Source organism: Rothia sp. CCM 9418, from assembly GCF_048512825.1.
GTDB lineage: Bacteria > Actinomycetota > Actinomycetes > Actinomycetales > Micrococcaceae > Rothia.
Window position 1 is genome coordinate 124,153 of the sequence record NZ_JBLXXX010000001.1, and the last position, 26,728, is coordinate 150,880.

27 protein-coding genes and 1 tRNA gene are annotated in these 26,728 nt (G+C 48.0%); 13 read left to right on the forward strand and 15 right to left on the reverse strand.

The genetic code is table 11. The annotated features are described in order from the left end of the window. Window positions 1–70: 70 nt before the first annotated feature. The 7 genes from rplL to ACN083_RS00595 all read right to left on the reverse strand — a co-directional run bounded on the left by rplL (window position 71) and on the right by ACN083_RS00595 (window position 4,270). On the reverse strand, window positions 71–445 hold the full coding sequence (rplL, locus tag ACN083_RS00565; protein WP_419100893.1) for a 50S ribosomal protein L7/L12: 375 nt from the start codon (window positions 443–445) through the stop codon (window positions 71–73). 120 nt (window positions 446–565) lie between these two features. After that, entirely contained in the window at window positions 566–1,066 is a 501-nt protein-coding gene (rplJ, locus tag ACN083_RS00570; RefSeq protein WP_419100894.1) for a 50S ribosomal protein L10, read from the reverse strand. Between the two features lie 394 nt (window positions 1,067–1,460). Further along, complete coding sequence (gene rplA, locus ACN083_RS00575) at window positions 1,461–2,156, reverse strand: 50S ribosomal protein L1 (protein WP_419100895.1); 696 nt, start codon at window positions 2,154–2,156, stop codon at window positions 1,461–1,463. A 121-nt stretch (window positions 2,157–2,277) separates the two neighbouring features. After that, window positions 2,278–2,706 carry a 50S ribosomal protein L11 gene (rplK, locus tag ACN083_RS00580; RefSeq protein ID WP_419100896.1) on the reverse strand — a complete coding sequence of 143 codons (429 nt, stop codon included), beginning with the start codon at window positions 2,704–2,706 and terminating at the stop codon, window positions 2,278–2,280. Between the two features lie 298 nt (window positions 2,707–3,004). Then, window positions 3,005–3,787 (reverse strand): transcription termination/antitermination protein NusG, encoded by a 783-nt coding sequence (gene nusG, locus ACN083_RS00585; RefSeq protein WP_419100897.1) that lies wholly within the window; start codon window positions 3,785–3,787, stop codon window positions 3,005–3,007. A 58-nt stretch (window positions 3,788–3,845) separates the two neighbouring features. After that, on the reverse strand, window positions 3,846–4,112 hold the full coding sequence (secE, locus tag ACN083_RS00590) for a preprotein translocase subunit SecE (protein ID WP_419100898.1): 267 nt from the start codon (window positions 4,110–4,112) through the stop codon (window positions 3,846–3,848). 85 nt (window positions 4,113–4,197) lie between these two features. Further along, window positions 4,198–4,270: transfer RNA gene (locus ACN083_RS00595), tRNA-Trp, on the reverse strand. A gap of 325 nt (window positions 4,271–4,595) precedes the next feature. Here ACN083_RS00595 and ACN083_RS00600 point away from each other — a divergent pair. Beyond that, the gene (locus tag ACN083_RS00600; protein WP_419100899.1) at window positions 4,596–5,801 is read left to right on the forward strand and encodes a pyridoxal phosphate-dependent aminotransferase; all 1,206 of its coding nucleotides are present in this window, start codon (window positions 4,596–4,598) and stop codon (window positions 5,799–5,801) included. A 252-nt stretch (window positions 5,802–6,053) separates the two neighbouring features. Continuing rightward, the gene (locus ACN083_RS00605; RefSeq protein WP_419100900.1) at window positions 6,054–7,085 is read left to right on the forward strand and encodes a 6-phosphofructokinase; all 1,032 of its coding nucleotides are present in this window, start codon (window positions 6,054–6,056) and stop codon (window positions 7,083–7,085) included. Between the two features lie 87 nt (window positions 7,086–7,172). Here the strand turns inward: ACN083_RS00605 and ACN083_RS00610 are convergent, their stop codons facing one another. The 3 genes from ACN083_RS00610 to ACN083_RS00620 all read right to left on the reverse strand — a co-directional run bounded on the left by ACN083_RS00610 (window position 7,173) and on the right by ACN083_RS00620 (window position 10,020). Continuing rightward, a complete protein-coding gene (locus tag ACN083_RS00610) occupies window positions 7,173–8,309 on the reverse strand; it encodes a YgfZ/GcvT domain-containing protein (protein ID WP_419100901.1) in 1,137 nt (378 codons plus the stop codon). 3 nt (window positions 8,310–8,312) lie between these two features. Continuing rightward, a complete protein-coding gene (locus ACN083_RS00615) occupies window positions 8,313–8,996 on the reverse strand; it encodes an FABP family protein (protein ID WP_419100902.1) in 684 nt (227 codons plus the stop codon). A gap of 274 nt (window positions 8,997–9,270) precedes the next feature. Next, window positions 9,271–10,020, reverse strand: coding sequence for a hypothetical protein (locus ACN083_RS00620; RefSeq protein ID WP_419100903.1), 750 nt, complete (start codon window positions 10,018–10,020; stop codon window positions 9,271–9,273). A 217-nt stretch (window positions 10,021–10,237) separates the two neighbouring features. On the opposite strand from ACN083_RS00620, the gene ACN083_RS00625 reads away from it, so the two are divergent. The 7 genes from ACN083_RS00625 to asd all read left to right on the forward strand — a co-directional run bounded on the left by ACN083_RS00625 (window position 10,238) and on the right by asd (window position 18,429). After that, entirely contained in the window at window positions 10,238–10,912 is a 675-nt protein-coding gene (locus tag ACN083_RS00625; RefSeq protein WP_419100904.1) for a winged helix-turn-helix transcriptional regulator, read from the forward strand. Window positions 10,913–11,044: 132 nt separating this feature from the next. After that, window positions 11,045–12,127, forward strand: coding sequence for a mycothiol synthase (gene mshD / locus ACN083_RS00630; RefSeq protein ID WP_419100905.1), 1,083 nt, complete (start codon window positions 11,045–11,047; stop codon window positions 12,125–12,127). A 63-nt stretch (window positions 12,128–12,190) separates the two neighbouring features. Next, entirely contained in the window at window positions 12,191–14,431 is a 2,241-nt protein-coding gene (locus ACN083_RS00635) for an RNA degradosome polyphosphate kinase (RefSeq protein WP_419100906.1), read from the forward strand. A 125-nt stretch (window positions 14,432–14,556) separates the two neighbouring features. Then, window positions 14,557–15,552, forward strand: coding sequence for an NUDIX hydrolase (locus tag ACN083_RS00640; RefSeq protein WP_419100907.1), 996 nt, complete (start codon window positions 14,557–14,559; stop codon window positions 15,550–15,552). 175 nt (window positions 15,553–15,727) lie between these two features. Then, on the forward strand, window positions 15,728–16,552 hold the full coding sequence (locus ACN083_RS00645) for a thymidylate synthase (protein WP_419100908.1): 825 nt from the start codon (window positions 15,728–15,730) through the stop codon (window positions 16,550–16,552). A gap of 33 nt (window positions 16,553–16,585) precedes the next feature. Then, entirely contained in the window at window positions 16,586–17,218 is a 633-nt protein-coding gene (locus ACN083_RS00650) for a dihydrofolate reductase (RefSeq protein WP_419100909.1), read from the forward strand. Window positions 17,219–17,289: 71 nt separating this feature from the next. Beyond that, window positions 17,290–18,429 (forward strand): aspartate-semialdehyde dehydrogenase, encoded by a 1,140-nt coding sequence (asd, locus tag ACN083_RS00655; RefSeq protein ID WP_419100910.1) that lies wholly within the window; start codon window positions 17,290–17,292, stop codon window positions 18,427–18,429. Window positions 18,430–18,553: 124 nt separating this feature from the next. On the opposite strand, the gene ACN083_RS00660 is transcribed toward asd, so the two are convergent. The 5 genes from ACN083_RS00660 to ACN083_RS00680 all read right to left on the reverse strand — a co-directional run bounded on the left by ACN083_RS00660 (window position 18,554) and on the right by ACN083_RS00680 (window position 22,345). Then, a complete protein-coding gene (locus ACN083_RS00660; protein WP_419100911.1) occupies window positions 18,554–18,889 on the reverse strand; it encodes a TIGR02611 family protein in 336 nt (111 codons plus the stop codon). Between the two features lie 101 nt (window positions 18,890–18,990). Beyond that, window positions 18,991–20,088: a UDP-N-acetylmuramate dehydrogenase gene (locus tag ACN083_RS00665; RefSeq protein WP_419100912.1), complete on the reverse strand. Its 1,098-nt coding sequence runs from the start codon at window positions 20,086–20,088 to the stop codon at window positions 18,991–18,993. Window positions 20,089–20,093: 5 nt separating this feature from the next. Next, window positions 20,094–21,386, reverse strand: a complete 1,293-nt coding sequence (locus ACN083_RS00670; RefSeq protein ID WP_419100913.1) for an MFS transporter — start codon at window positions 21,384–21,386, stop codon at window positions 20,094–20,096. A 42-nt stretch (window positions 21,387–21,428) separates the two neighbouring features. Beyond that, window positions 21,429–21,887, reverse strand: coding sequence for a MaoC family dehydratase (locus ACN083_RS00675; RefSeq protein WP_419100914.1), 459 nt, complete (start codon window positions 21,885–21,887; stop codon window positions 21,429–21,431). A gap of 2 nt (window positions 21,888–21,889) precedes the next feature. Next, complete coding sequence (locus tag ACN083_RS00680) at window positions 21,890–22,345, reverse strand: FAS1-like dehydratase domain-containing protein (protein WP_419100915.1); 456 nt, start codon at window positions 22,343–22,345, stop codon at window positions 21,890–21,892. 263 nt (window positions 22,346–22,608) lie between these two features. On the opposite strand from ACN083_RS00680, the gene ACN083_RS00685 reads away from it, so the two are divergent. From ACN083_RS00685 to ACN083_RS00700, 4 genes are all read left to right on the forward strand, one after another. Continuing rightward, complete coding sequence (locus ACN083_RS00685) at window positions 22,609–23,487, forward strand: hypothetical protein (RefSeq protein WP_419100916.1); 879 nt, start codon at window positions 22,609–22,611, stop codon at window positions 23,485–23,487. A gap of 106 nt (window positions 23,488–23,593) precedes the next feature. After that, a complete protein-coding gene (locus ACN083_RS00690; protein WP_419100917.1) occupies window positions 23,594–23,932 on the forward strand; it encodes a hypothetical protein in 339 nt (112 codons plus the stop codon). A gap of 101 nt (window positions 23,933–24,033) precedes the next feature. Beyond that, window positions 24,034–24,729, forward strand: a complete 696-nt coding sequence (locus ACN083_RS00695) for a hypothetical protein (RefSeq protein WP_419100918.1) — start codon at window positions 24,034–24,036, stop codon at window positions 24,727–24,729. Window positions 24,730–24,734: 5 nt separating this feature from the next. Continuing rightward, window positions 24,735–26,723, forward strand: a complete 1,989-nt coding sequence (locus tag ACN083_RS00700) for an ATP-binding cassette domain-containing protein (RefSeq protein WP_419100919.1) — start codon at window positions 24,735–24,737, stop codon at window positions 26,721–26,723. Window positions 26,724–26,728: the final 5 nt, after the last annotated feature.

Below are 26,728 nucleotides of genomic sequence, written 5' to 3' on the forward strand. Positions count from 1 at the left end.
TAAAACGCCACTGGGCAGCACCGCCAAAGCGATACTGCCCAGTGTTACAAAGACTCTTGTCAAGAACCGATTACTTAAGGGTAACGGTTGCGCCTGCGCCTTCGAGCTGTTCCTTAGCCTTTTCAGCGTCTTCCTTGGAAGCGCCTTCGAGAACAGCCTTAGGAGCGGAATCAACGAGGTCCTTAGCTTCCTTCAAACCGAGGGAGGTAAGGGCACGAACTTCCTTAATAACTGCGATCTTCTTGTCGCCAGCAGATTCGAGAACTACGTCGAATTCGTCTTTTTCGTCAGCTGCAGCTTCGCCGCCAGCTACACCAGCTACTGCAACAGGAGCTGCTGCGGTAACGTCGAATTCTTCCTCGAATGCCTTAACGAATTCGGAAACCTCTACGAGGGAGAGTTCCTTGAAAGCTTCAATGAGTTCTTCAATGGAAAGCTTAGCCATGATTTTGGCTCCTTCTTATGATCAGGTGTAGAGCTTTTGTCTACATATGAAATCTGTGGGGTTGCTCATCGCTAGATGAGCGAACTAGTTGAACGGATGCTAAAACATAATCGTTGAAGATTATGCTTCTGCTCCTTCTTGCTCTTCTAGCTTGATGCGTAGTGCGTCTACAGTGCGTGCAATCTTTGCGAGAGCACCCTTTGCGCCACCTGCAACCTTTGCAAGGAGAACCTCGCGAGATTCAAGGCTTGCGAATTTGTCAACGCCAGCAGCGTCGAGAGCTTCACCTTCGTAGTAGCCGCTCTTGACCACAAGCTGGGGGTTTTCTTTGGCGAAGTCACGCAGTGCCTTTGCAGCGTCAATGATTTCACCGTCGATGAAAGCAATTGCGCTAGGACCTGCAAGCTGGCCTTCGAATGCGTCGATTCCAGCTTCCTTAGCTGCAATAGCAGCAAGGGTATTCTTCACCACAGCATATTCAGTCTCAGCACCGAGTGCACGACGAAGCTGCTTGAGCTGTGCAACGGTGAGACCGCGGTACTCAGTGAGGATGACTGCGTTTGAGCGTTCGAAGCGTGCCTTCAGCTCGGAAACAGCAGAAACCTTTTCCTGTGTCGCCATGGTATTCCTTCCGATTCTTGGTCACCGGTAAAGCGTCTAAGATGCCTTGAGGCAAAAAAATAACCTCGACGCGTAAGCGACGAGGTATATCTCTAAAGTTTTGACATACTCACTTTCAGTGAGCACATGAAAACTATAGAAAGTATTCGTTCACCTACGCTGGCGGTTCTTAGAGAACTCTTATCATTTCGACGAGCTTTAAGCACGTCAAAAATCAGACCGGCGGTCTTTGGTTCTTTTATCAAACCACATACACCCCATACTTTGCAACCTTTAACACCTCGATGGGATAGGTATCACTTAATGTGGGGTTTTAACGACGTTGGCTCGTACCGATATCGGTACGAGCCAACGAAGAATACTTTCTTTGTTATAGAAAATATTTATGAAGTCCTTAGATAGCGACCACGGAAGGGTCGATCTGTACACCAGGGCCCCATGTAGGAGCAACGGTTACCTTGGAGATGTAACGACCCTTTGCAGAGGAAGGCTTCAAACGGTGAATTTCTTCAAGAGCTGCTTCAAAGTTCTGGGTGAGCTGTTCAGCAGTGAAAGAAGCTTTACCGATAATGAAGTGCAAGTTTGCGTTACGGTCAACACGGAAATCAATCTTTCCGCCCTTGATGTCGTTAACAGCCTTTGCAACGTCCATGGTTACGGTGCCGGTCTTAGGGTTAGGCATGAGGTTGCGAGGGCCAAGAATCTTACCCAAGCGACCAACTTTGCCCATCATGTCGGGGGTAGCAACTGCTGCGTCGAAGTCAGTCCATCCGCCAGCAATCTTTGCGATGAGTTCGTCAGAACCAACGAAGTCTGCTCCTGCTGCTTCTGCAGCTGCTGCTTTATCGCCAGCGGCGATAACAACAACGCGAGCGGTCTTACCGGTGCCGTTTGGCAAGTTGACGGTACCGCGTACCATCTGGTCTGCCTTACGAGGATCTACGGAAAGACGCATTGCAACCTCAACGGTTGAATGTGCTTTTTCAGAAGAGATGTCTTTAACAAGCTCAATCGCCTCAGCGGCGGTGTAAAGCTTGCCCTCTTCAATTTTGGCTACAGCTGCCTGATACGCTTTGCTGCGCTTTGCCATCTGCTTTTCTCCTTATGCAGTTGTGGTCTTTTTGAGTCGCGCTCGACTCTGCCACATACCCTTACGGGTGATAAATACTTTCAAAAACCAAAAATTATTTTGGGTTATTTAGGTGGTGAAGTTATTTAACTTCAATACCCATGGAGCGTGCAGTGCCCGCGATAATCTTTGCTGCTGCATCGATATCGTTTGCGTTGAGGTCAACCATTTTGGTTTCCGCAATTTCGCGAACCTGAGCTTCGGTGATAGAACCAACTTTGTTGGTGTGAGGAACGCCGGAGCCTTTAGCAACGCCAGCAGCTTTCTTGATCAAGCCAGAAGCTGGAGGGGTCTTCGTTACGAAGGTGAATGAACGATCTTCGTATACGGTAATTTCTACAGGAACGATGTTTCCACGCATGGATTCAGTTGCAGCGTTGTATGCCTTGCAGAATTCCATGATGTTAACACCGTGCTGACCCAATGCAGGGCCAACGGGAGGAGCCGGGTTAGCGGCACCAGCCTGAATTTGCAGCTTAATGAGGCCTGCGACCTTCTTCTTGGGAGCCAATGTTAGGTCCTTTTCTTAGCTGTTGAACCAACGCACAGGAGCGTGACGCTGGCGGGTGACAGTCGTGGCGCGACCGTCGATATGCGTAGGCGCAAGCGTAAACGCGCGCATACAAACCACAATTCTAACGGGTTATGAGATATTTACCAAGAAAAAGCCTCAAAATATAGTGTCTCATTCAACACAAAGAATAAGGCCTATTCCTTGCGCCCAAAGCCTTTGTTAAAAAGATGGGGTGTTCCATACAGATGTACAGAACACCCCATCGTGAGAGCTTTATCAAAAACTCAATATGGTTTTAGACTTTCTCAACCTGCGAGAAAGATACCGTTACAGGAGTCTCGCGCTCGAAGACAGAAATGAGAAGAACCAAGGAAGAAGATTCTGGCTTAATCTCAGAGATGGTTGCTGGGTATCCCACGAACGGGCCGTCTTTAACGTTGACGGTTTCTCCCACTTCGTAATCGACCTCGATTTGAGGTTGAGGAGGCTCAATATTGCCAGCCTTCGCCTGTTCTTCAACAAATACGGGAGCCAACATATCGATGACTTCGTTAAGGCGTAGAGGAACAGGGTTGTAGGCGTCAGAACCAACGAATCCGGTAACACCGGGGGTGTGGCGAACAAGACCCCATGATTCATCGGTTAGTTCCATGCGCACAAGAACATAACCGGGGATACGAACACGGCGAACAATTTTTTCGACAGTGTTTTTGTATTCTTTGACTTCTTCCATAGGAACTTGTACTTCAAAGATGTACTCTTCCATGTTCAAAGTCTGCGCACGAGATTCGAGGTTGCCTTTAACCTTGTTCTCGAAACCAGCATAAGTATGAACGACGAACCAGTCGCCCTCTTGGCGGCGCAATTGAGATTTAAAAGCCTCTAGAGGGTCAACAGCTGGCTCAGAGTCAACAGCAGATTCCTCCTCAGAAGAGTTTTCTTCTGATGTTTCGAGGGTCTCTTCTGAGGTGTTAACGTCTAGAGCGTCTTCTACCTCGACCTGCGCGTCATCAGCGGTAGCCTGCTCAGAAACCTCAACAGCTTCCTGCGCTTCGTGTGCAAGTTCCTGCTCGGACACGGTTCTCCTACTTTCTCTTGAACTTATCTGGCTCTATTAGTTGCAGATTCTTAAAAGTTTACTTAATTGTTCCGTTTCCGAAAATCCAGAACGCAGCCTGACCAAATAGATAATCAAGACCGAAGATGAGAAGAATCATGAAAGTAACGAAGCCCAAAACAATAATGACGTAATTGACGAGCTCTTTGCGAGTGGGGGTCGTAACCTTTTTGAGTTCACTGATTACTTCACGAATAAATTGGAAGATACGCGCGAAGATTCCGCGACGTTTTGTTACGCCGTCCTCTTGAGTGGCGGCGGTTCCGTTAGTGGCAGTTTCAGCCATGGCAGGCCCGCCCCTTTCTGCTTAGGTCCATCTCAAAAAACGTCTAGATTAACGTCTTTTTATTGAATTCTTTACGGAGCTATTGCAGGGCGGACAGGACTCGAACCTGCAACCTGCGGTTTTGGAGACCGCTGCTCTACCAATTGAGCCACCACCCTTTGAACTTTCGTTCATGTGTTGTCGTATAAGCGATAACTTGCAGACAGCACAGTATTGCTCGGTTGCGAACAACAAAGACTACTGTAAGGGATTATTTTGCCTTTGGCAATTCCAGCAACACTTTTTATTGCATATTTCACGTTCAAACAAGTACTTCTTTGAGTAAGAAAACTGTTATTTCACCGTGAAACATCTATTTTTCTCGGAAGTTTATCTCGACAGAGTCTCGTCATGATGCCTTGAGATTGTTTAGCATGGTGATACGAGCATATTTTTTGAGCAAAGTATCGCTAAAACTTACGGTACAGAAAGCGGGTCTCGAGAATGACTACCCAACGTATTTCCCCTCGCATTGGAGCTATTGCACCTTCTGCAACTTTGGCTGTTGATTCCAAAGCAAAAGCTCTTATCGCACAGGGTAGACCAGTCATTGGATTTGCTGCAGGAGAGCCAGACTTTCCCACCCCCGATTACATCGTTGAGGCAGCAGCTCAAGCACTAAAAAATCCACAGAATTTTCGGTATAGCCCAACGCCCGGCTTGCCAGCTCTCAAGGAAGCAATCGTGAAAAAAACACGACGTGATTCAGGCGTTGATATTGAGGCTTCTCAAGTTGTTGTCACCAACGGCGGCAAGCAAGCAGTTTACGAGGCTTTTGCAACCGTTATCGGAGACGGGGATGACGTCCTCTTACCAGCCCCCTATTGGACGACGTATCCAGAAGCTATTCGTCTTGCTGGAGGAAATCCCATCGAAGTTTTTGCAGACTCGTATCAAGACTACAAAGTAAATGTAGAGATGCTCGAAGCAGCTTATACTCCTGCCACGAAAGCCCTCATTTTTGTTTCTCCATCAAACCCCACCGGCTCGGTATATACCCCCGAAGAAACAAAAGCTATTGGGGAATGGGCATTGTCGAAAAAGATTTTTGTCATTTCAGATGAGATTTATGAGCACCTCACCTATGACGGCGTTCAAGCAACTTCTATCCTCAAAGCTGTTCCAGAATTAGCCGACTATGCCATTATTCTCAACGGTGTTGCAAAGACCTATGCAATGACTGGCTGGCGTGTTGGTTGGCTTTATGGCCCAGCAGATGTTGTTAAAGCGGCAACAAACTTGCAGTCCCATTTGAGCTCTAACGTCAACAATATTGCGCAACAGGCTGCACTTTGCGCTGTCTCGGGCCCTCTTGATGCAGTGCATTCTATGCACGAAGCCTTCGATCGCAGACGAAAAACTATGGTAGAAGGACTCAATTCCATTGATGGTGTTTTCTGCCCAACTCCTCAAGGTGCTTTTTATGCTTATGCAGATGTTCGCGGGCTCTTCGGCAAGAGCATCGGAGGTGTCACTATTGACAGTTCAGCAACTCTTGCAGAAGTGATTTTGGATCAGGCAGAGGTAGCGGTTGTTCCCGGTGAGGCTTTTGGTCCTTCCGGTTACCTGCGTTTATCGTATGCGTTAGGAGATGCCGATTTAGCCGAAGGTTTAGGGCGCATTCAGAAACTTTTAGCGACTGCAGTGTAGGTGTTCCGTGGTGGTAGTGGCTTACCCCTGTTGATTTATGAGTTATGTCACCTGATTCAGACACACCAACAACTCCCACAACTACCCACATAACACCAAATTCATTACAATAGATTGAAGGATAGGTTTCCGTAGAAACTCTTGATTTTTCAGGTTTTACTTCAGGTAAAACACACACAAATTCAAGGTGACGCAGAAGCAAAAAACATAAAAACCCAACTTTACGTTGTGGGACTTTAGGAGACGCACGTTATGAAAATTGGTCTACTCACCTCCGGTGGCGACTGCCCAGGACTCAACGCCGTCATTCGCGGCGCTGTACTTAACGGAATCAAAACCTACGGACATGAGTTCGTCGGATTCCGTGACGGCTGGCGTGGCGTTGTCGAAGGAGATTATATGGATCTCCCCCGTACCAAGGTACGCGGTCTAGCACGTCAAGGCGGAACAATTCTCGGAACCTCCCGCACCAACCCATTTGACGGACCACACGGTGGCCCCGAAAACATCGAAATCATGATGGAACGCAACCACATCGACGCTATCGTCGCAATTGGTGGCGAAGGAACCCTAGCCGGCGCTAAACGCCTAGCAGATGCAGGACTACCTGTTGTTGGTGTTCCCAAAACAATTGATAATGACCTCCAAGCAACCGATTACACCTTCGGATTTGACACCGCAGTATCCATCGCAACCGACGCAATGGACCGTCTACGCACCACCGGTGAATCTCACCACCGTTGCATGGTTGCAGAAGTGATGGGACGCCACGTCGGCTGGATTGCACTACATTCTGGCATGTCTGCAGGCGCTCACGCCGTACTCATTCCCGAACAAAAAGTTTCGATGGAACAAGTGGCAAAATGGGTCAGCGAAGTCTACGAACGTGGACGCTCCCCCTTGGTTGTTGTTGCAGAAGGATTCATCCCCGAAGGATTCGACGAAGTCCTCCACAATAAAGGCCTCGAAAAAGACGGCCGTCCCCGTCTCGGAGGTATCGGAGAATACGTCACCCAAGAACTCGAACGAATTACCGGAATTGAAACGCGCAACACCATTCTTGGTCACATCCAAAGAGGTGGAGCACCTACCGGATTTGATCGTGTTCTAGCTACCCGTCTTGGTATGGCAGTTATCGACATGGTTCATGATAAAGACTGGGGCAAGATGGTAGCTCTTCAAGGCACCGACATTAACCGTGTAGACCTCTCAGTAGCACTTGACGGACTCAAGAGCGTCCCTCAAGAACGCTGGGATGAAGCTAAAGTTCTTTTTGGGCGCTAAAGAATAAAGCCACCTCATAAAAGCTGAGGGCTTTGGGTGTACTACCACAAGTAGTACACCCAAAGCCCTCAGTCGTATCACCAAAGATTATTCCTCACGACGTAAGAATTGGCGACGTTCTTGACGCCCAACAGCTTGCCCTGCATCAGCAGAGACGATAACGGTCTGAGCCGCTGCATAATGAACTTCTCCAGTACCCTCCAACTCATCAACAACACGCAACGGAGCTTGAGGATCCACAGAGCGTTTAATAACAGCTAGCGCAATAGGCCCCGCTTCCCAGTGCTGAGCGACAGAAGTGATAACCCCTACTTTCCGAGTATTGAAATACACGCCAGCGCCAACAGTTGGCAAAGTATGTTCAGAACCATCTAAGTCAAGAAACACTAGACGACGAGGAGGATGCCCCAAATTATGCACCCGAGCAACAGTTTCTTGCCCTTTGTAGCAGCCTTTAGAAAGATGCACTGCACTTCGCAGATAATCTAGCTCATGGGGAATGCTCTTATGATCGACTTCCGTTGCATATCGAGGTCTCCACGCTTCAATACGCAACGCTTCAGCAGCCCACATGCCTACAAGCTCGCAAGCACTAGCAATATCTAGGAGTTCTTCGCGAGGGATAATAGACATGAAACGTTGGTAGTCACAGGCAGGATGTTCTTGTGCGTCTATTTCGGTGTAGCTGACTCCCCCAACACAAACGCTATGCCAGGGGTCTTCCCAACACGGAGCTTTCGAGAGGGCTTCCGGCGCCTGAGTATTCGTACGAGGGTCATCCCAAGAACACAGCACCGCATAGTCTTCGCTGACATCAGAAACCGTCACATCGAGCATAAATTTCATGGAGTTGAGGTACTCGCTCAATGGCTGATTCTGTTTTGGTTCGCATATTAGCCAGAGTTTCTCCCCGTCTTCAAGAACATACGGGGCATACTCAATACGCCCTTGTGGGCTAAGTAATAGCAACTCAGTACTATGGTGAGCAGACAGCCCCGAAAGTTCTTGTGAAGAGAGAGAACTAAGCCAACGATGCCGATCCGACCCACCAACGGTAACTACCCCGAGGTGAGAATAATCAGCAATGACATGGCGTTCAGCACCTAAGCTGATACGTCGTTGCTCTCTGATGGGGTCACCATAATGTGCCGCTACAGGTGCGTCTACGCCAGAACCAGCAAATACGCCGTATGCCTGATGAAGAGGGCTAAGGTACTCTGACATCTTCTAGTTCTCGGTATCTTTCGAAGAGTCTTCGGAAGTTTCAGCTTCGGTGTTAAAGACATGTCCGCCAAGGTCCAGACCGCTCATGGAACCTGTTTTGCGTAGTTCTGCTGAAGCATGTTTATGGAGTTTTCCCTCTTGATCAGCAATTTCCCAATCCCACATGAGGTTCCCATTGACCAAACCCCAAAGACGCACTGAACCAGCGTATTCTTTAGAGATTTCATCGCGCATGAGGTTTCCGGTTTGCATACGAATAACAGGGCCTTTAATGAGCCCTACATAGTTTTCACTAATACCGCCGGGGTGAGTAATAGCAGCAAGAATGTTGAACCCGTCATCACCATTACGTAGTTTTTCAACTGATTCGGCGTCAGGGTACGCAGGTACGATGTCAGCAGGTTTGAGTCCTGGCCCAACATCTGCATCGCATTGGGTTCTGTCAACCTGCCAGAAACCAGTCTCTACTGTGAGCGGGCGCAGTTTGTTTCCGTCATCGTCAAGGAGGAAGGACTCTGCACGGTATTCGACAAATGGTAAACCATCTTGTGTAAATGTCATGATTTGACCAAATGGTGTTCCGTTTTCTTCGTCGTACCATAGGGTTCCGGTACCTTCCCACGTGCCAAGAAGCCATGAGAGTGGAACAAGTTCGGGGGTTAAGTTACTGGGAATTTCAATAGGCATGGTTCTAGTCTATAAGCCATCATAATTTTGCGCGATACTACAGCTACACCAACAAAAAACTTATATTTTCTGGTGCGCAGAAGAACTCAATAAAAAAGAGGTGTTAACGCTCTACAGTGAGCGTCAACACCTCTCACAGAGTCGACGATTGGAAAATATTATTTTTGCCCTTTAAAAAGCCCTCGAACAACAGCAAACATGCTTCCGAAGATGCATGCCCCCGAGAAAGCTAGTAGGCAAAGAAAGAAAATTTCTAGTGCAACGTTCATGGGCTTCACCCTATCATAGATGTGAGCATAATCGCGATAACATAGCTGATGACTCCCACAAAGGCTACCGGCGTAACACCCAATGTTACGGCCCCTCGTCGAGGCCCTTCTTGAGGCCCAGCAGAGACAAGACGTGCACCAACTAACGCTGTTAATACGCAGACGACAGTCCCCGCCACCATCATCGGAAACGGAGAATGAGTGCTCTGATACACATTAGCCAGCCCTACCCATCCAGCAACGGAAACAGAAGCTAAAACGCCGGTAGAGCACGCTATCACCGACTCTAATCTACCGCGAGCGCCTTCTCCTCGAGAAAGCTCAATCAGGAAGCTTGCAACGACGCCTAACGCTGCAATAGCAGGTAGGAGGTAGAGTCGCTGTTGTTGAGTGTGGATAGTGAGAGTCATAGCGACCGCACACAACCCGCTGAGCAGAATAATTACGGAGTGAGAGTAGATTCTTCTGACTCGACGTAGTTCAGCCACGCCGGTTGCCGCAGGCCATCCTCCCGCAATAAGAGCCACCACCAAAAAACCGAATCCAGCAGTCAAGGTGGGGCTAAAAAAAGAAGTGACGATAAAGCATAGAAGAGAGAAAAATGCGCAGAGAGCTACAAGACGATACCGTGAAGATGTTGTTCTTCCGATAGCGCCGATGCGCCCTGAATACATCACCTGATCACGGTGTTTTCTAAGTTGTGGGATGAAGTTTCGGTAGATGTAATTGTTTGCCCGGTGGGGTGTTTTAGCCATATATGCCTATTTTCTCGCTGAGCGTCGATATCTTCTCAAGAACTTTCTGCAATGTCTTCTTAGGAACTACTCTACCTAGTGTTTTTCTTAAGAGGCGTATCCATATTCGGTTCACGTCGTGTTCAGTTCAATATAAGTTTTATATGATGGTCTACATATTGTTTTTGTAGAGTACGAACTTAACACCGTCCGATGTATCAAGGAGAGATAACGAAAGATGCTTCATATTCTTTTACTTTCGGATCTCTCTCCTTCTCCTGTTCAGGTGTTACCAGCTTTAGATTTGTTGAGTCATCGATGTGAACAGGCACCGTTAAATCTCTCTGTAGCGCAGATTGATACCGAAAATACTGATGTGGTGTTTATTGATGCCAGAGAGGCGCTTGTAACAGCTCGCAATACGGCTCAACTTCTCAAGGCTGCCGGTTTAAGCGTTCCTGTTGTCATGGTGCTGACCGAAGGCGGTATGGCGGCAGTGTCTAACACGTGGATGGTCGATGATATCATTCTTGATTCTGCAGGGCCTGCAGAGTTAGAAGCACGTTTGCGTCTTGTCACCGCTCATATAGAGCAAGAAGTCGAAGACTCAACCGTAATACGAAGCGGTTCTGTCACTATCGATGAGGCATCGTATACTGCCCGTTTGCACGGGACTCCTTTGAACCTTACCTATAAAGAGTTTGAGCTGCTCAAGTTCTTGGCACAACATACGGGAAGAGTTTTTACTCGTAGTCAGTTGCTATCAGAAGTGTGGGGATACGATTATTTTGGTGGCACTCGTACAGTAGATGTGCATATCCGTCGTTTACGCTCAAAATTAGGGATTGAGCATGAGCACCTCATTTCGACTGTGCGCAATGTTGGATATAGTTTTAACGCTCCACGTTCCTAAACCGTTGAGAATCGTAGGTTATGCCCTGTTCACTGGTTGTTTAACGAGATTTTAGGGGATCTTCTCATCTCATTGTGGCGTCTTGTTCGCTTCATAAACCATCACTCACGGTAGAGTTAAGAGGATAGTTATTTGTCCTCTATATCTATACGTAAAGAATCCGGTGACGTTGTCATGTCTTATCGCGAAGTGCAAGAGTTTAACACCTGCACTGTTGCTCTCTCACGGTCAATACACGATTTTGCCCAATCTTTACTCAGCTTAGAAGGGACGTGCCCGTTCTCAGAGCAGTCTCTTCTTCTGGTCGATAGAATCTGCCATAGCTCAGGGCAAGAACCATCGCCCATGGTGGGGGTCAGCATGTATGAGGGCACGACCCTCATAGGGGTGTTTCTTGCATTAAACGTTGAAGGTACACAACTTCTTATAGAGGGGGGTGTGCACCCACAATATCGAGGGCAAGGTCTTGGTTCGGTGCTCACACAAAAGCTCTTTGAGCGTATCGACACAGATTACCCGCACTATACTCGCGTAGCGTGGGCGCATCAGGTTCGTGCAGAACAGGGCCAACAGCTCATTGAACGTTCTACGCATTTAGCGCAACGTCATGGCCTCGAGCCGGTACGACGTCTACACCAGCTTGAATTTGAGCTCACACCAAGCTCTCGTCAGCAACTATCAGAATTAGTTCGACACAACCCTATTTCAGCAGAGTACACGGTGCGTCCGTTTATTCCAGGTACTGATAACCAGCAGTGGCTAGAGCTTAACGCTCAGGCCTTCGCACAACACCCAGAGCAAGGATCACTTACCGCAGAAGACTTAGCTCAAAGGCTCCACGCCGATTGGTTTAACGCTGAGGGTTTCTTACTTCTTGAAACCATACAGCCCCTAGAAGATGGCCAAAAACAGACACCACAACTTGCAGGTTTTCATTGGACCAAAATACCGGCAGGACAAGAACATCAAAAGCTTCGAGAAGGCGAAGTCTATGTTCTTGCGATATCCCCTGAACATCAAGGAAAAAATCTTGGTAAGGCCCTCTTATTTGAGGGGATGAACTATCTGGCACAAGCACGACTCAAAGACGGCTCGTCTTTGAACCGAATTATTTTATATGTCGATGAAGAAAACCATGCCGCGTGGAATCTTTACCGTCAGATAGGTTTTGAGTCTCTTTCTACCGACATTATGTATGCCATAACAGCACACTAAACACCTGAGCTCATTTTTATAAAACTTACATATACCCGTTGTTCTACCGTTGAAAGGAACATCATGGCCGAAAAAGTTCAGCGTCAGCGTCCGATAGCTGCTGAGGAGAATTCTCAGCATATCGTCACAGATATTAGCAAAATCGAACGTGCAAAAACTCAAGGAGACCGCATTGAGGCGGTAGAGAAACTTGTGCTTCCAGATATTCAAGGAGACTTCGGCCCAGAACGTTTCTTAGATCGAGAAACAAGCTGGCTAGATTTTAATACTCGTGTTTTAGAGTTAGCAGAAGACCCCGATTTATATTTGCTTGAGCGTCTCAACTTCTTATCCATCGTTGGGTCAAACCTCGATGAATTCTTTATGGTGCGCGTAGCAGGCTTACGTCGACGTATTGCAACAGGTATTGCTGTTCCCACCCCCGCTGGCCTATCGGCAGATGCGCAAATGGAACAGATTGCAGACTCTGCCCATCAGCTGATGGAACGTCAGCACCGTTGTTTCCATCAAGAAATTCTCCCTGCGCTGGCACAAGAGAATATTTATCTTGTTCGCTGGTCAGACATCACCAAAGAAGAGCAAAAACGCCTCACCCAATACTTCTTATCTGAGGTATTTCCTATTCTTACTCCGTTGGCTGTAGACCCAGCACACCCCTTCCCCTATATTTCGGGGCTATCGTTGAATCTTGCGGTTGTCATACGTAGTCCGCAAAGCGGCAAATCCCTCTTTGCGCGTCTGAAAGTTCCCGATCAAATTGATCGTATGATTTCTTTAGATGGGTCTCGTGCGCTGAACTCTCCTTCACGTGAAGCACGTTTTATCTCCCTTGAAGAAGTTATCTCTCATAACTTGCATTATCTCTTCCCCGGCATGGAAATTGTTGAACAGCATGCGTTCCGTGTAACCCGTAACGAAGATTTAGAGGTTGAAGAAGATGATGCAGAAAACCTGCTCAAAGCTCTCGAAAAAGAGTTGCTCCGCCGTCGTTTCGGCCCTCCGGTACGTCTAGAGGTTGAAGACACTATCACCCCCTATACGCTATCTTTGCTCATCTCTGAGCTACGCATCGAAGAATCTGAAGTGTATAAGCTACCAGCGCCTTTAGATTTGCGTGGTATGAGCCCCATTGTTAAAGCTAATCGTCCAGCCTTGCATTATCCTAAGCATGTTGCTCACACTTCACGATGGCTCAATGAGAACGAAACATCAAAAGCTGCAAAAGTTTTTGCGGCAACACGTTCACATGATGTGCTGCTCCACCATCCTTATGATTCTTTTGCAACGAGTGTTCAAGCATTTTTGGAACAGGCAGCTGCAGACCCGAATGTTATGGCCATTAAGCAGACGTTGTACCGCACTTCTGGAGATTCTCCGATTGTGGATGCGCTGATTGAAGCTGCTGAAGCCGGTAAACAGGTACTTGCTCTTGTCGAAATCAAGGCACGTTTTGATGAAGAAGCCAATATTAAATGGGCGCGTAAGCTAGAACGTGCTGGTGTCCATGTGGTTTATGGCATTGTGGGGCTTAAAACGCACTGTAAACTTTCGCTGGTTGTTCGTAAGGAAGGCGACAAGCTCCGTCGTTACTGCCATATCGGTACGGGTAATTATCATCCCTCTACTGCACGGTTCTATGAGGATTTGGGTCTGCTCACCTGTGATGAACAAATTACAGAAGATGTCTCACGTCTGTTCAATCAGCTCTCAGGATATGCTCCCAAAACAAGTTATACGTCGTTGCTTGTGGCGCCACATTCTATTCGTTCTGGGCTGATTGAGCATATTAACCGTGAGATTGAACATCAGCTTGCTGGTCGAGAAGCAAAGATTCAGATTAAATGTAATTCCATGGTGGATGAAGCAATTATTGACTCTCTCTATCGCGCCTCTCAAGCCGGTGTTAAGGTCAATGTTGTTGTCCGTGGCATTTGTTCTTTACGTCCTGGAGTTCTGGGCTTATCAGAGAACATTCAGGTGCGTTCCATTTTGGGGCGTTTCTTAGAACATTCTCGTGTGTTTACCTTTGCTAATGGTTCAGAACCGAAAATTTTTATCGGTTCTGCAGATATGATGCACCGCAACCTTGACCGTCGTGTAGAAGCGTTAGTCCCTATCAAGAATGAGGCCCACCAACAATATCTGTTGGATATGTTTGACCTCTATGTTTCAGATAGCACCTCAAGCTGGCACCTTGATAGTCAAGGTACGTGGAAACGTCATTATCTGGATCAGGATGGCAATCCGCTAACAGATGTTCAATCCTATTATTTGGAATCTCGAGAGCGTCGACAAGGAAAATAATAACTTTTTAGAGTTTGAGTCGTAAGCGGATTATCATTTGTGCGCTTTGGTTCTTTAGAATGTCTTGTGGAAGGTTTTCTTCCACAAGACATTCTTTGTTCACACACAGGTAAGGCCCCTCCGCTATGGCAAAAGAGTCGGTGTATTCTGCTCATCGTTGTGATGACGATTATTCGGTGACACGTGTTAGCGATAACGAAGTACCTGTTACGGCAGCAGGATGTATCGTCTGGCGTTATAAGCATGAGCGTTTAGAGACTCTCATCATCCACCGCCCTCGCTATGATGATTGGTCGTGGCCTAAAGGCAAACAAGATAGTGGCGAAACAATTGCTGAAACTGCTATCCGTGAAGTCCGTGAAGAGGTGGGGTTAGACGTTACTCTTGGGGTGCCTCTGGCCCGCACCGAATACCCTGTTAAACGTAAAACAAAACATGTTTACTATTGGGCTGCGGAAGTATCTGCTACCACAAAACCTCACGCCGATATGGGTGAGGTAGATGAATTGCGCTGGGTCACGCCAGAACAGGCGTTTACCATGCTAACCAACGAAACAGATCAAGAACCTCTTGAAGCGTTAGTTCGTCTTTGGGAGCAAAAAGATCTTGCAACTCGTTCTCTTGTGGTGATTCGTCATGCAAAAGCTAAACCACGTTCAACGTGGACAGCTGCCGAGGGGGAACGCCCGTTAGCGGCAACGGGAAAACGTCAAGCATTATCGGTATGCCGACTTTTACAGGCTTGGGCTCCTCAAAAAATTTATTCTTCACCGTGGAAACGCTGTATGCAAACAGTGGCTGCATACACTAAAAATACGGGTATCACTATCAAAGAGAAATCTACTTTGACAGAAGATTCTCATCATCGTCATCCTAAACGTGTTGTACGTTTTGTGGAATCACTTTTCGATAAGGAATATCCGGTGGCTTTGTGTACTCATCGTCCTGTTTTGCCGACGGTTGTTGAGGTTTTTGCAAAGAGTGTTCCTCAGTCTGTAGCCAAAAATTTTCCTTCTCGTGACCCACGTTTAGAGTTGGGTGAGTTGTTGGTGCTTCATATCAGTAAGTTACGTCCTACGCGTATTGTCTCGTGGGAGCGTATTCGTTCTTTTGACGACTAATCAGCTCACCATATTAGGTGTGTTGTTAACCTCTCTCTTTTTCTAGGAGAGAGGTTATTCTTATTTTACGTAGGATAAGATAACTGGTATCTAATTTTATTGTTGTCTACCAGATTTTCCTATGTTCTCTTCTGCTCCAGCGTCTAACTCATCCATTCCTACATCCTGTGAAGATATGTCATCTGCACAGCCTGTTCCCACCCCTTATGAAGATTTATTAGCCGAGATTATGGAGCAGGGACAAGATAAAGCAGACCGTACCGGTACAGGCACCCGCTCAGTTTTTGGTCGGCAGATGCGTTTTGATTTGAGGGAGTCTTTTCCCCTCATCACCACAAAACGTGTTCATTTTAAGTCAGTCGTTTTAGAGCTTCTATGGTTTTTGCGCGGAGACTCTAACGTCCGTTGGTTACAAGAGCGCGGTGTCACCATCTGGGATGAATGGGCAGATGAAAACGGTGATTTAGGCCCCGTATATGGTGTGCAATGGCGTAGCTGGCCAACTCCTGACGGGCATAGTGTAGATCAGATTGCGCAAGTTATTGAGTCATTAAAGAATTTTCCGGATTCTCGCCGTCATATTGTTTCGGCGTGGAACCCTGCAGAAGTAGACCAGATGGCGTTGCCTCCTTGTCACGCTCTCTTTCAGTTTTATGTTACTCACCATCCAGATGGTGTTGATGAATTAAGCTGCCAGTTGTATCAGCGTTCTGCTGATATGTTCCTTGGTGTACCGTTCAATATTGCCTCCTATGCACTTTTGACACATATTATTGCTAAAGAAGTGGGAATGGTTCCTGGTGAGTTTATTTGGAGTGGTGGAGATTGCCATATTTATTCCAACCACTTTGAACAGGTGAGAGAGCAACTTTCGCGAGAGGCTCGCCCCTACCCCACTTTAGAGATTCGTGATGCTACGTTAGAAACCTACGAGTACGAAGATTTTGAGCTTGTAGGTTATGACCCGCATCCAACCATTAAAGCGCCTATCGCCGTTTAGGCGTCAGGTTATTCTGGCTAAGGAATACCCGTTATGAGTAGTTTTGTTCTTCACGCTATTTGGGCTCAGGCAGCAAACCGAGCGATGGGACGTGAGGGCACTATGCCGTGGCATGTGTCCGAAGATTTGCGTTTCTTCCGGCAACGTACAACAGGGTCAGCTGTGGTGATGGGTCGTAAGACGTGGGAGTCTTTCCCCGAGGCGTTCCGTCCGCTGCCGAACCGTTTTAATATTGTTATTTCTCGTTCTATTAGTGCGCCGGTTGAGCGTGATGGTGCGTTGTGGGTAGGTTCTTTAGAGCAGGCTCTTGAAGGTGCTGCTACTCCAGAAAAGTTTGACGTCGGTGCCCCCTGTCAGGCTATTTCAGAAGACGATGATACAGCGCAGAATATTTGGCTTATCGGCGGTGCACAATTATTTGAGCAGGCACTTCACCGTACCGATTTACCGGTAGTACGTTCCGGTGCTGTTGAGCAGATTCTTCGCACCACCTTTGATGTTGCGGTAGAAGACGCTGACGTGTTCGCTCCCATCGTTGATGAACAATCTTTTGCTGCTGTTGAGACGATCCGTTCTTTCGTCAGTGAGCAGGGGTGGATTAGCCCGCGCGCCGGTGAGAAGAACAGCCCTGTTCGTTGTGCCATTGAGCGTCTTATTCGTTCATAATGCGGGGTGTTCTGACCAATATGTGAACCGTAGGTTCGGTTCTGTTCCTTCAGGCGCGGTAGACTGTCCCTATGAATTTTACGACCGGTGACTCAGTAGCTTTTGTTGGATATCGTGGCATGGTTGGGTCTGTGCTGATGAAACGTATGGAAGAAGAAGACGATTTTTCAGGTATTACTCCCGTCTTCTATTCCACCTCTCAGGCAGGTCAACCAGCTCCTTCGTTTAAAGGGGCAGAATCCAACGGTGTTCTTCATGATGCGTATGATATTGAGGATTTAGCGCGTCATCGTGTCATTCTCACCACTCAAGGTGGCGACTATACTTCACGAGTACATCCCCAGTTGCGCGAACGCGGGTGGGACGGTATCTGGATTGATGCAGCGTCCACTTTACGTATGAACGATGATTCAGTGATTGTTCTTGATCCGGTGAACCGTCATGTGATTGACCGTGCCCTTGAATCGGGTGTTAAAGATTTTGTGGGCGGTAACTGCACTGTTTCCTGTTTGCTGATGGGTCTTGGTGGTTTATTCAAGAACGGTCTTGTTCAGTGGGCTAGTTCGATGACTTATCAGGCAGCTTCTGGTGGCGGTGCCCGCCATATGCGTGAGGTTCTCAAGCAATTCCGTGATGTGTCTGCTGAGGTCAGTGCGGATCTTGACGACCCTGCCGCAGCCATTTTGGATATTGACCGTCAGGTTCTTGCAAAGCAGCGTTCTGGTCAGCTAGATACTGAACAATTTGGTGTGCCATTGGCAGGTTCGTTGATTCCGTGGATTGATAGCGATTTGGGTCAGGGGCAGTCTCGTGAAGAGTGGAAAGCTGAAGTTGAGACGCAGAAGATTCTGGGGCTTTCCGATGATGAGCGGATTTTGATGGATGGTTTGTGTGTGCGTATTGCGACGATGCGTTCTCATTCTCAGGCTTTGACGCTCAAACTTACGGAGGATATCCCGTTGGCTGAGATTGAGCGTTTGATTGATGAGGATAATCCGTGGGCTAAGGTTGTTCCGAATACTCGTGAGGATTCTATGCGTGATTTGACTCCGGTTGCTGCTTCTGGTTCTTTGGAAATTCCGGTTGGGCGTTTGCGGAAGATGTCGATGGGACCAGAGTATTTGAGTGCTTTTACGGTAGGTGACCAATTATTGTGGGGTGCTGCTGAGCCGGTACGTCGTATGCTCAATATTGTGACGGGAAAGCTATGAGAGGGTTTTTTGTTCGCCTTGCTCATGTTGTTGTGGCGGGTGTAGCTTCTTGATAAAAATACGCGGTATTTGACTGTTCTGAGAGAGTTCGTCACATACCGCGTATTTTTATGGTGTGTAGGTTTTATATTTGGTTTTTTCGTTGGCGACGTTCTTCAGATCGTGCTTTAAAACGGCGCCAGATACCAATAACTTTTGCTTTAGCCCAGAGGTTGAGGCGGTGTGCCCACGTAAATTCGGTGCCCCATAACCCCATGCCGAGGAAGATGAAGAGCCATCCTGGGCCGGGTGTTACGAGCATGACGATTCCGGCGAGAATGCAGAGGAGTCCTAGCGTAATAACGATGAAACGGTGTATGACCAAAAGTAGCGGGTGTTTACTCATAAAGTTTCGTAGCTTCGCTAGTTTTTGGTGGATTTTGCTATCTTGGCTCTCATTAATTTCTTGGTCTAAAGACATTGTTTTTAGGCCTTCCCACTTTTATCAAGCGCTCATCGTTAGGAGTGTAAAAACTATTTATATCCTAAAAAGCTGGTGAGTTTCCGATAAATGCTGGTGAGTTAGTCTAGCGTTACGCCGACCATGACGGGTTCTGGTACTAAATGGACACCAAATTTTTGGGTTACGCCCTCACGTACGGTACGAGCAATGGCTAGGATGTCTTGGCATTGCGCGTTTCCGCGGTTGGTGATGGCCAGAGTGTGTTTTGTTGACAGTGATGCTCTAGCACCGCAGATATCGTTGTGTTCGCGGTCTAGCCCGAAACCTTTGGAGAATCCGGCGTGTTCTATCAACCATGCCGCGCTGAGTTTAGTTTTGCCGTCGATGAGGTTTCCTTGTGCATCGTAGACGGGGTATTGTGGCGCGTTTTGTGGAAGATTTTTGAGCTGGGTGTTGTCGATAATGGGGTTGGTGAAGAAGGAGCCGGTGGAATAGGTATCTCGGTCTTGTGGGTTTAGCACCATTCCTTTTGATGCGCGTAGCATCAGCACTTTTTCTCGTACGTCTTGTAGTTCTGCTCGGTCTCCTGCGTTGACTCCGAGTTGTCGGGCTAGTTCTGCGTATCGGATGGGGGCAGATTCTGCTCGTTTTTCGAGGGTGAAGACAACGCTGAGCACAACATAGCGGGAGAGCCCGTTAGACATGTGTTGTTTCAGGAGTGAGTCTCGGTAGGAGAAGTGGAGTTCTTCGTTGCTGAAAGTGATGATTTCGTTGGTGTTTCTATCCCATACGCGTACCTGTGTGATGGTGTGCGCTACTTCAGAGCCGTAGGCGCCGACGTTTTGTACGGGGGTTGCGCCAACGGTTCCGGGGATACCAGAGAGCGCTTCTACCCCAGACCAGCCTTCGTTCACTGCGTGTTCTACGAATCCGTCCCAGGAGTGTCCAGCTTGTACGCGGACGGTGACGGCTGTTTCGTTGCTATCAGCGTCAAGGATTTCTATGCCTTCGGAGACGATATGGAGTACTGTTCCGTTGAATCCTTCGTCTGAGACGAGGATATTTGAGCCTCCACCGATAATTAGAAGAGCATCTGAGCGTTGCTGTACATCTTTGAGCGCGTTAATGATATCTGCTTCGGAGGATGCTCGAATATAGGTTTTTGCGGGTCCGCCAACTTCTGCGGTGGTTATTTCTTTCAACAACATTTCATTCACGTTCTCTAGTCTAGCGTGCGTGGCGGTTGTTCATTCTGTTCTGAATGAACCTGTATCGAAGTTATTATGGGCAAAGATTCGGTGTATATGGGGCGGTGTTGTGTGGTTTTTTCTGGTGGTCTGAGGTGTTTGGTGAGGAACATGGAGAGGAGGATGAAGCCGAGGACGATAGAGAGTCCTTGACGGATACCGAAGTGTTCTCCGAGTAGTCCAAGTAGTGGTGGTCCGCCGAGGAAGGCTGCGTATCCAATGGTTGATACGACTGAGACGCGCACCGCTGATTTGTGAGGATCGTCTGAAGCTGCTGACATGCCGGTGGGGAATCCAAGCGAAACACCGATACCCCAGATGAGTAGACCAAGGAATCCGATGAGGACGTTTGGGGCGAAGATGAAGATGCTCAGCCCGCATAGGGCTAAGGTGCAAGTGGCACGTATGACGGGCACTCTACCGTAGCGGTTGAGGAACCATGTGCCGCTGAGGCGTCCGAAAGTCATGGCTCCTACGAATACGGCGTAGCCAATGGAACCGGTGGTAGCGTCTGCTCCATATTCTTGAGTGAGTGCTAGTGCTGCCCAGTCGTTGGCGGAACCTTCGGCGAGCGCCATTCCGAGGACGAATAATCCGATGAAGATGGTGTGTTTGTCGCGCCATGCGTCGCGTACTTTGTAGGAGGATACTTGTTGCATGGTGTGGGTATCTTCTGCCCCGTAGTGTTCGCTGTGGCATTGTGAGATGGAGTATGCAACGATGATGGCGATGAGGCAGGCGAAGTAGATGCTGTGCCAGAGGAATGGTATCCCAAGTTGAGTGTCAAGGGCGCTCAGTAGTGCCCCAATGACGGTTCCAATAGAGAAGAAGCCGTGCATGGTGGAGGTGACGAATCGCCCTAAGGCTCTTTCGACAGCGACGCCTTGGACATTAGCTGAGACGTTCGAGACGGCACTACCTAGGCCTATGGTGCTGAGGCAGATGACGGCGAGGGGTATATTGCTGTAGTGTACGGCGATGCCGACTCCTGCTAAACCGCAGGTGGAAATTGAGTAACAGAATTTTAAGCAACGTCTAGCGCCAAAGCGTGAGACGAGTATTCCTGAAGCGGTAACAGCGAGGAAGGAGCCGAGTGTTTGGGCGAGAAGGAGTAGCCCCATGGGTCCGGCAGAGAGTTCTAGCCCGTGAGCAATATCGGGTAGTCGTGCTAGAAGCCCCGATAGTGCTAGTCCGCTGGCAAAGAATATTGCCAGAATAGCTCGGTACCAGGTGCTGATGTCTTTTCTGCTCAGAGAGGTTGAAACCAACCGGATGCCCTTTCGACCAGTAATGTGTGAAGTTCTTTATTTTTAGAGTTGTACGATGGCTTGTGCTTTGAGGAGAACTTTTTGTTCTTTGCCGTTTTCATCTGTGGTGGTGACAGTAAGGTCTACTCGTGTTTGTTGTGTGTCGGGGTAGAGTTCTGCAATTTTTCCTGAAACGTGCACGGTTGCTGTGGGTTCTTGGGGGTTTTGTTGTGCTGGTGCGTCGGGAACGATGACGGGTTTGCTGAAACGGCATTGGTAGTCGATGATGGCGCCGGGGTCGGTTGCCCATTCGCTGACGAGGTTGATGGCTAGCCCCATGGTGTACATTCCGTGGGCGATGACTCCTGGTAGTCCTACGGATTGTGCGAACCGTTCGTTCCAGTGGATGGGGTTGTAGTCTCCTGATGCTCCGGCGTATTTGATGAGGTCGGCTCGGCTGATAGAAAAGCTTGTGTTGCCGATGTTCTCGCCTTTTTCGAGGGTGTTGAAGGTTGGTTTCATGGTTATTCTCCTCGAATGAGTAGTGAGGTGGTGCAGGTGCTCAGTAGTTCGCCATCGGTGGTGTGTAGTTCTTCACGTGTGGTGAGCATTGCGCTAGTGCCGATCATGCGGAGGTTTTCTACGTGCACGGAGGTGATGATGTTATCTCCGGCGGTGATGGGTTGGTGGTGGGTGAATCGTTGGTCGGCATGGACGACTCTGCTGAAGTCAATGCCTGATTCTGGGTCTTGAATGAGTAGGCTATCTGCTTGTTGTGCCAAGATGATGGCGTAGGTTGGTGGTGCAATGATGTCACGATAGCCGGCTTTTTGTGCGGTTTTGGTGTCGTGGTGTAGGGGTGATTGTGCTTGTGTTGCGTGCGCAAATTCTCGGATGTGTTCTTTTCCAACGGTGTAGGGGGTGTTGTTGGTGTATGTTTTTCCGAGGATTTCGGGGTTAATTTTTTGGGTGTTGGGCATGGTCTTAGTCTATAGCTTTGAGGTGAAGATGACCTATTCTTGCTTTGTTTTTGTGATGTGCTGTCGGTGTGAAGGTGCTGGTTATTCCCTTATTGATATTGTTTTGGAAATCTCAAGTTTTATTGAGAGTCTGCTTGTAGCAGATAAACAGTGGGGGTAATCTGGAGCACAGAATAGATAAAGGTTATAGTGCTTTACCTGTGAGGTAATTCCGTTGAGTGTTATTTCAGGGCTGAGACAATAAAGATATAAAGGAATATTCCATGTCCGTGCAGCGTACTTTTTTCATGCGAGTTTTATCTTCTACTGTGGTTATTCCGCTTCTTGCTTTAGCAGGCTGTTCTGGTGAAGCCCAAGAGCAGTCTCATTCTTCGCAGGTTGTACCGGCAAATATTAAACCGGCGCAAAATCCTGACCCGCAGGCGATGGAGAAAATTAATCAGTTGTTCTCTGTGACCGAAACGATGCATAAGGCACAGCAAAAGGCGTTGATTCAGTGTGTTGCTCAGCATGGGGCACATATCGTAGAGGTTCCACTCTCCACCTATAGCGTTCAAAAAGAAACTTTTTCGCCGCTTTCTCTCGAACATGCACGCCAATACGGTTACGGTAATGGAGACGCCGTCATTGAAAAATCTATCGTCCAGCAAGACGATCCTCAAGCCCAAGAATTTATCATGGGAAACCCCATGAACGGTAGCGTTAGCGTAGAAGGCATAGGTGGTGCTATCGCTAAAGACGGTTGTCTTGCCCAAAGCTATCAAGAAGTTTTTGGCACACCTGAAGCCGGTGTTATTTTTGTGGGAGGTCCGCAAGCCATCGTAGAGCCGTACAGTCAAGCAATCTGGAAAGACCCTCAGGTAAAAACAATTGAACAAGAGTGGTCACAGTGCATGAAAGAAGATTTTCATCAAGACGTCCCTAATACGATTGAAGCCAGAAAACATGATTCATCCGTTGAATCAGCCGTACAAGATGCACAATGCCGTGAAAAAACCGGCTACGATCAAAAAATGGCAACACTATCTAACGCCTATTACACGACTTTGCTCAACGATAAACCAGCTTTGATTGAAAATATCGCCCAAGCAAAGAAAACTGCTGAAGAAAACGCACCCAAAATCATTCAGCAAACACCATAAACAATAGATATTCAGGTTGGGGTTTCACTACGACAAGTGAAACCCCAACTCATATCGTGTTGTGCCCCTTCCCTACACGTTGCGCCCCTGAGCAGAAAGACATCTCATGACGGCTACCAAAACATCCAAGCTTTGGGTCATTCTCCTCGTAGTGATTCTCTGCGCTATCACCATCGGTTCGCTCATTCTTGCTATGAGCTTTAAAACAACCGCCCAAAAAGCAGCAGAAGCAGCTGCACCACCCCCATCAACCGTTACAGCAGAAGTCACTAAAGAACGCCTACGCACCGTTACTGACGTCATCTGCACACCTGGGTACAGTGGCACAACAAATCTACAGCCCCGTAATATCGCTCCCAACGGACAATACACCAATATTGATATCGTCCACGGTGAGGTACTCCGTCAAGGATCACACCTAGCAGATATCAACGGCTCCCTGTAATTGCACTCATTGGAGGATTCTCCCTCTACCGAGACCTACATCTTGAAGACTCTGGTCCCGATGCCGAACTACTCAACAACAACCTTCAAGAGCTCGGCTTGATGGGAAATCAAGGTGCCACTATCACCGCCGAAACGTACCGTGCTCTCAACGCCCTCTACGCAGGTTTTGGGTACCCACCGCTAAAGAACGAAGACACTATCCCTGTCTCAGGTTTTATTGTCCTGAGCGAACCATCCACCGTCATTAGCGCACCACGAAGCACCGGAGACGCTCAAACTGAGCCACTAGCACGTATTGCTGCTGGCACCAAAGAACTCCTGTGCACCGGCCCATCAGGAGAACTCACCCCCGAAGCACAAGACGGGCAGAAAATTCTTTTCCCCGCATTCTCTAACACCGAATACACAGCCCGACTCACCACCCCCACCCAACAGCAAAATACCGATAACGCACCAGAACAAGCACTCCCACACAATGAAGGTGCGCCACCAGTCATCAACGCACCTCAAGAGAAGAAAAAGCTTGTTCTCAATATCCCCGAAGAACTCTCCGCCAACGAAGGAACCGTTCGAGGAGTGCTCGTCCTACAAGAAGCGCCAGAAGACCAGCTCGTTGTACCAACCTCAGCAATCTTCAACCGAAATGGAACCGATAAAATCACTCTCGTCAAAGGGGATTCTGAAGAGGAAATCCCTATTCAGGTGATTTTCTCGGCAGAAGGTAAAAGCGCAATTACTGCCCAAGGACACGAGCTCGCCCCCGGAGAACACGTCAAAATACCGGTAGGTGCATAGATTCTATGACGACTCAAGAACATAGCGTCATCGCTGAGAATCTCTCCAAAGGATTCGTTCAAGGCGAAGAGCACATCACCGTCCTTGAACAGCTCAATCTCACCCTCAATTATGGTGAGGTAATCGCCATCCTTGGGCCTTCTGGCTCTGGTAAAAGCACCCTATTGAACATCCTCGGGTTACTATCAACTCCCGATGAAGGAACCTATGTTCTAGACGAAGAAGATACCTCAGCCCTTAACGCCAAAGAGCGAGCGCTCCTTAGACTGCATAAAATTGCGTTTGTCTTTCAGGCATTTCACCTCATTGACCATAAAAATGTCTTTAAAAATGTTGAACTACCACTGATATACCAAGGTGTACCACCGCAAGAACGTGCAGAACGAGTGAAAGCCATTATTGAACGGCTTGGGTTATCGCACCGTCTTTACGCAAAAATTAATACCCTCTCTGGCGGCGAAAAACAACGTGTTGCCATTGCTAGAGCACTGGTGACAGAACCAAAGGTTCTTTTATGTGATGAGCCCACAGGCTCTTTAGACGCAGAACGAACCCAAGAAGTTATCGCATTACTACGAGAGGTCACAGGCGAAGAGCAAACGACCATTGTGGTCACACACGATAGCGATGTTGCGCGAGAATGTGACCGCTGTTTACGCGTTGAATCAGGCAGGCTGGTCGAGGATACTCGTTATCGTCCTTCTGCCAATACTGCTCAACGAGTCAAAGATTCTTCTGTTGTACCGGTGCACGCAATAGAAATGAACCGTCCACGGTGGTTTGTTGCGAGTATCAAAGAAGCTTTTGACGCGTCGATACATCGCATGAGACGCAACCTTTTTACGATGTTTGCAGTAGCTTTAGGTATTGCTTCATTAGTTTTGACGGTGGGGCTTACAGCAACTATCTCGGGGCAGCTTTCGGACGCATTCGATGTGTTTCTTGCTCAGCGCGTCACGTTAGAGGAGACTTCAAAAACTCCGATGACTCAAGAGCAAATTCTTGAGTTAGAGCAATCTGCACCCTATAAGAACCTCAAAAATCTTCACGGAGTTAAAAACGTTGCGTTAATGAAGCAAGTAGTATCGGGGGCTATCGTGACGTCTGCCCCTGTGTTGGGACAGGCGAACTATTTTCAGGGAACAACGCCCGTTGACGCCTCTGTATATCGTGCAACAAGCAGCGTCTTTATTGCACAAGGACAAAACCTTATTGCAGGTCGACTTTTCGACCAAGGCCATAGCCAAAGAGCCGATCAGGTTGCTGTTGTCGGGGAAGGTTTATTACAAAGGCTCAACATCACGTGGTCAGAAGGTTTATATCTTTACGTTAAGGGTGTTCCTATCAGCATTATTGGCGTCGTTTCAGAGAATCCTTCACTATCTGAAACCTATGCTTCCATCTATGTTCCATTAGGTTCAAAGCTCACGTTAAAAGATGCTGGCAGTATCAGTACAGAACCACTGAAGATTATTCTCGCGACAGACCCGGGTGCAACAAATCAGGTAGGGCAAGAAGCCGTATATACGATTTCTCCAGACCGCCCAGGAAAATTTACCGCGGTCTTACCACCTGAGCCGAAAACCCTTCGAAATGCGGTAGATACGCAGCAGAAGAACCTCCTTATCGCGATGTCGTTAGTGACGCTTAGCATTGGTGCTATTGGCATTATGAATACTTTTCTTGTAGCTGTCATTGAACGCCGTAAAGAAATCGGGTTACGGCTTGCTATTGGTACAGACCCTCGCGGTATTCTTCTTCAGATAGCCGCCGAAAGCATCATGGTCAGTGTCATTGGAACAATTGCGGGCATTGTTTTAGCCGTCAATGTCATTGCCGTTGTGTGCCTCATCAACCAGTGGACACCTATTATCGGTGCAGAAACTATAGGTATCGGGTTGCTCAGCGGTTTACTTGTTGGTGTTTTAGCAGGGTTATACCCCGCGTTTAAGGCATCTCGTGTTGAACCGGTACAAACCCTCTCTGAAGGGTAAAACTT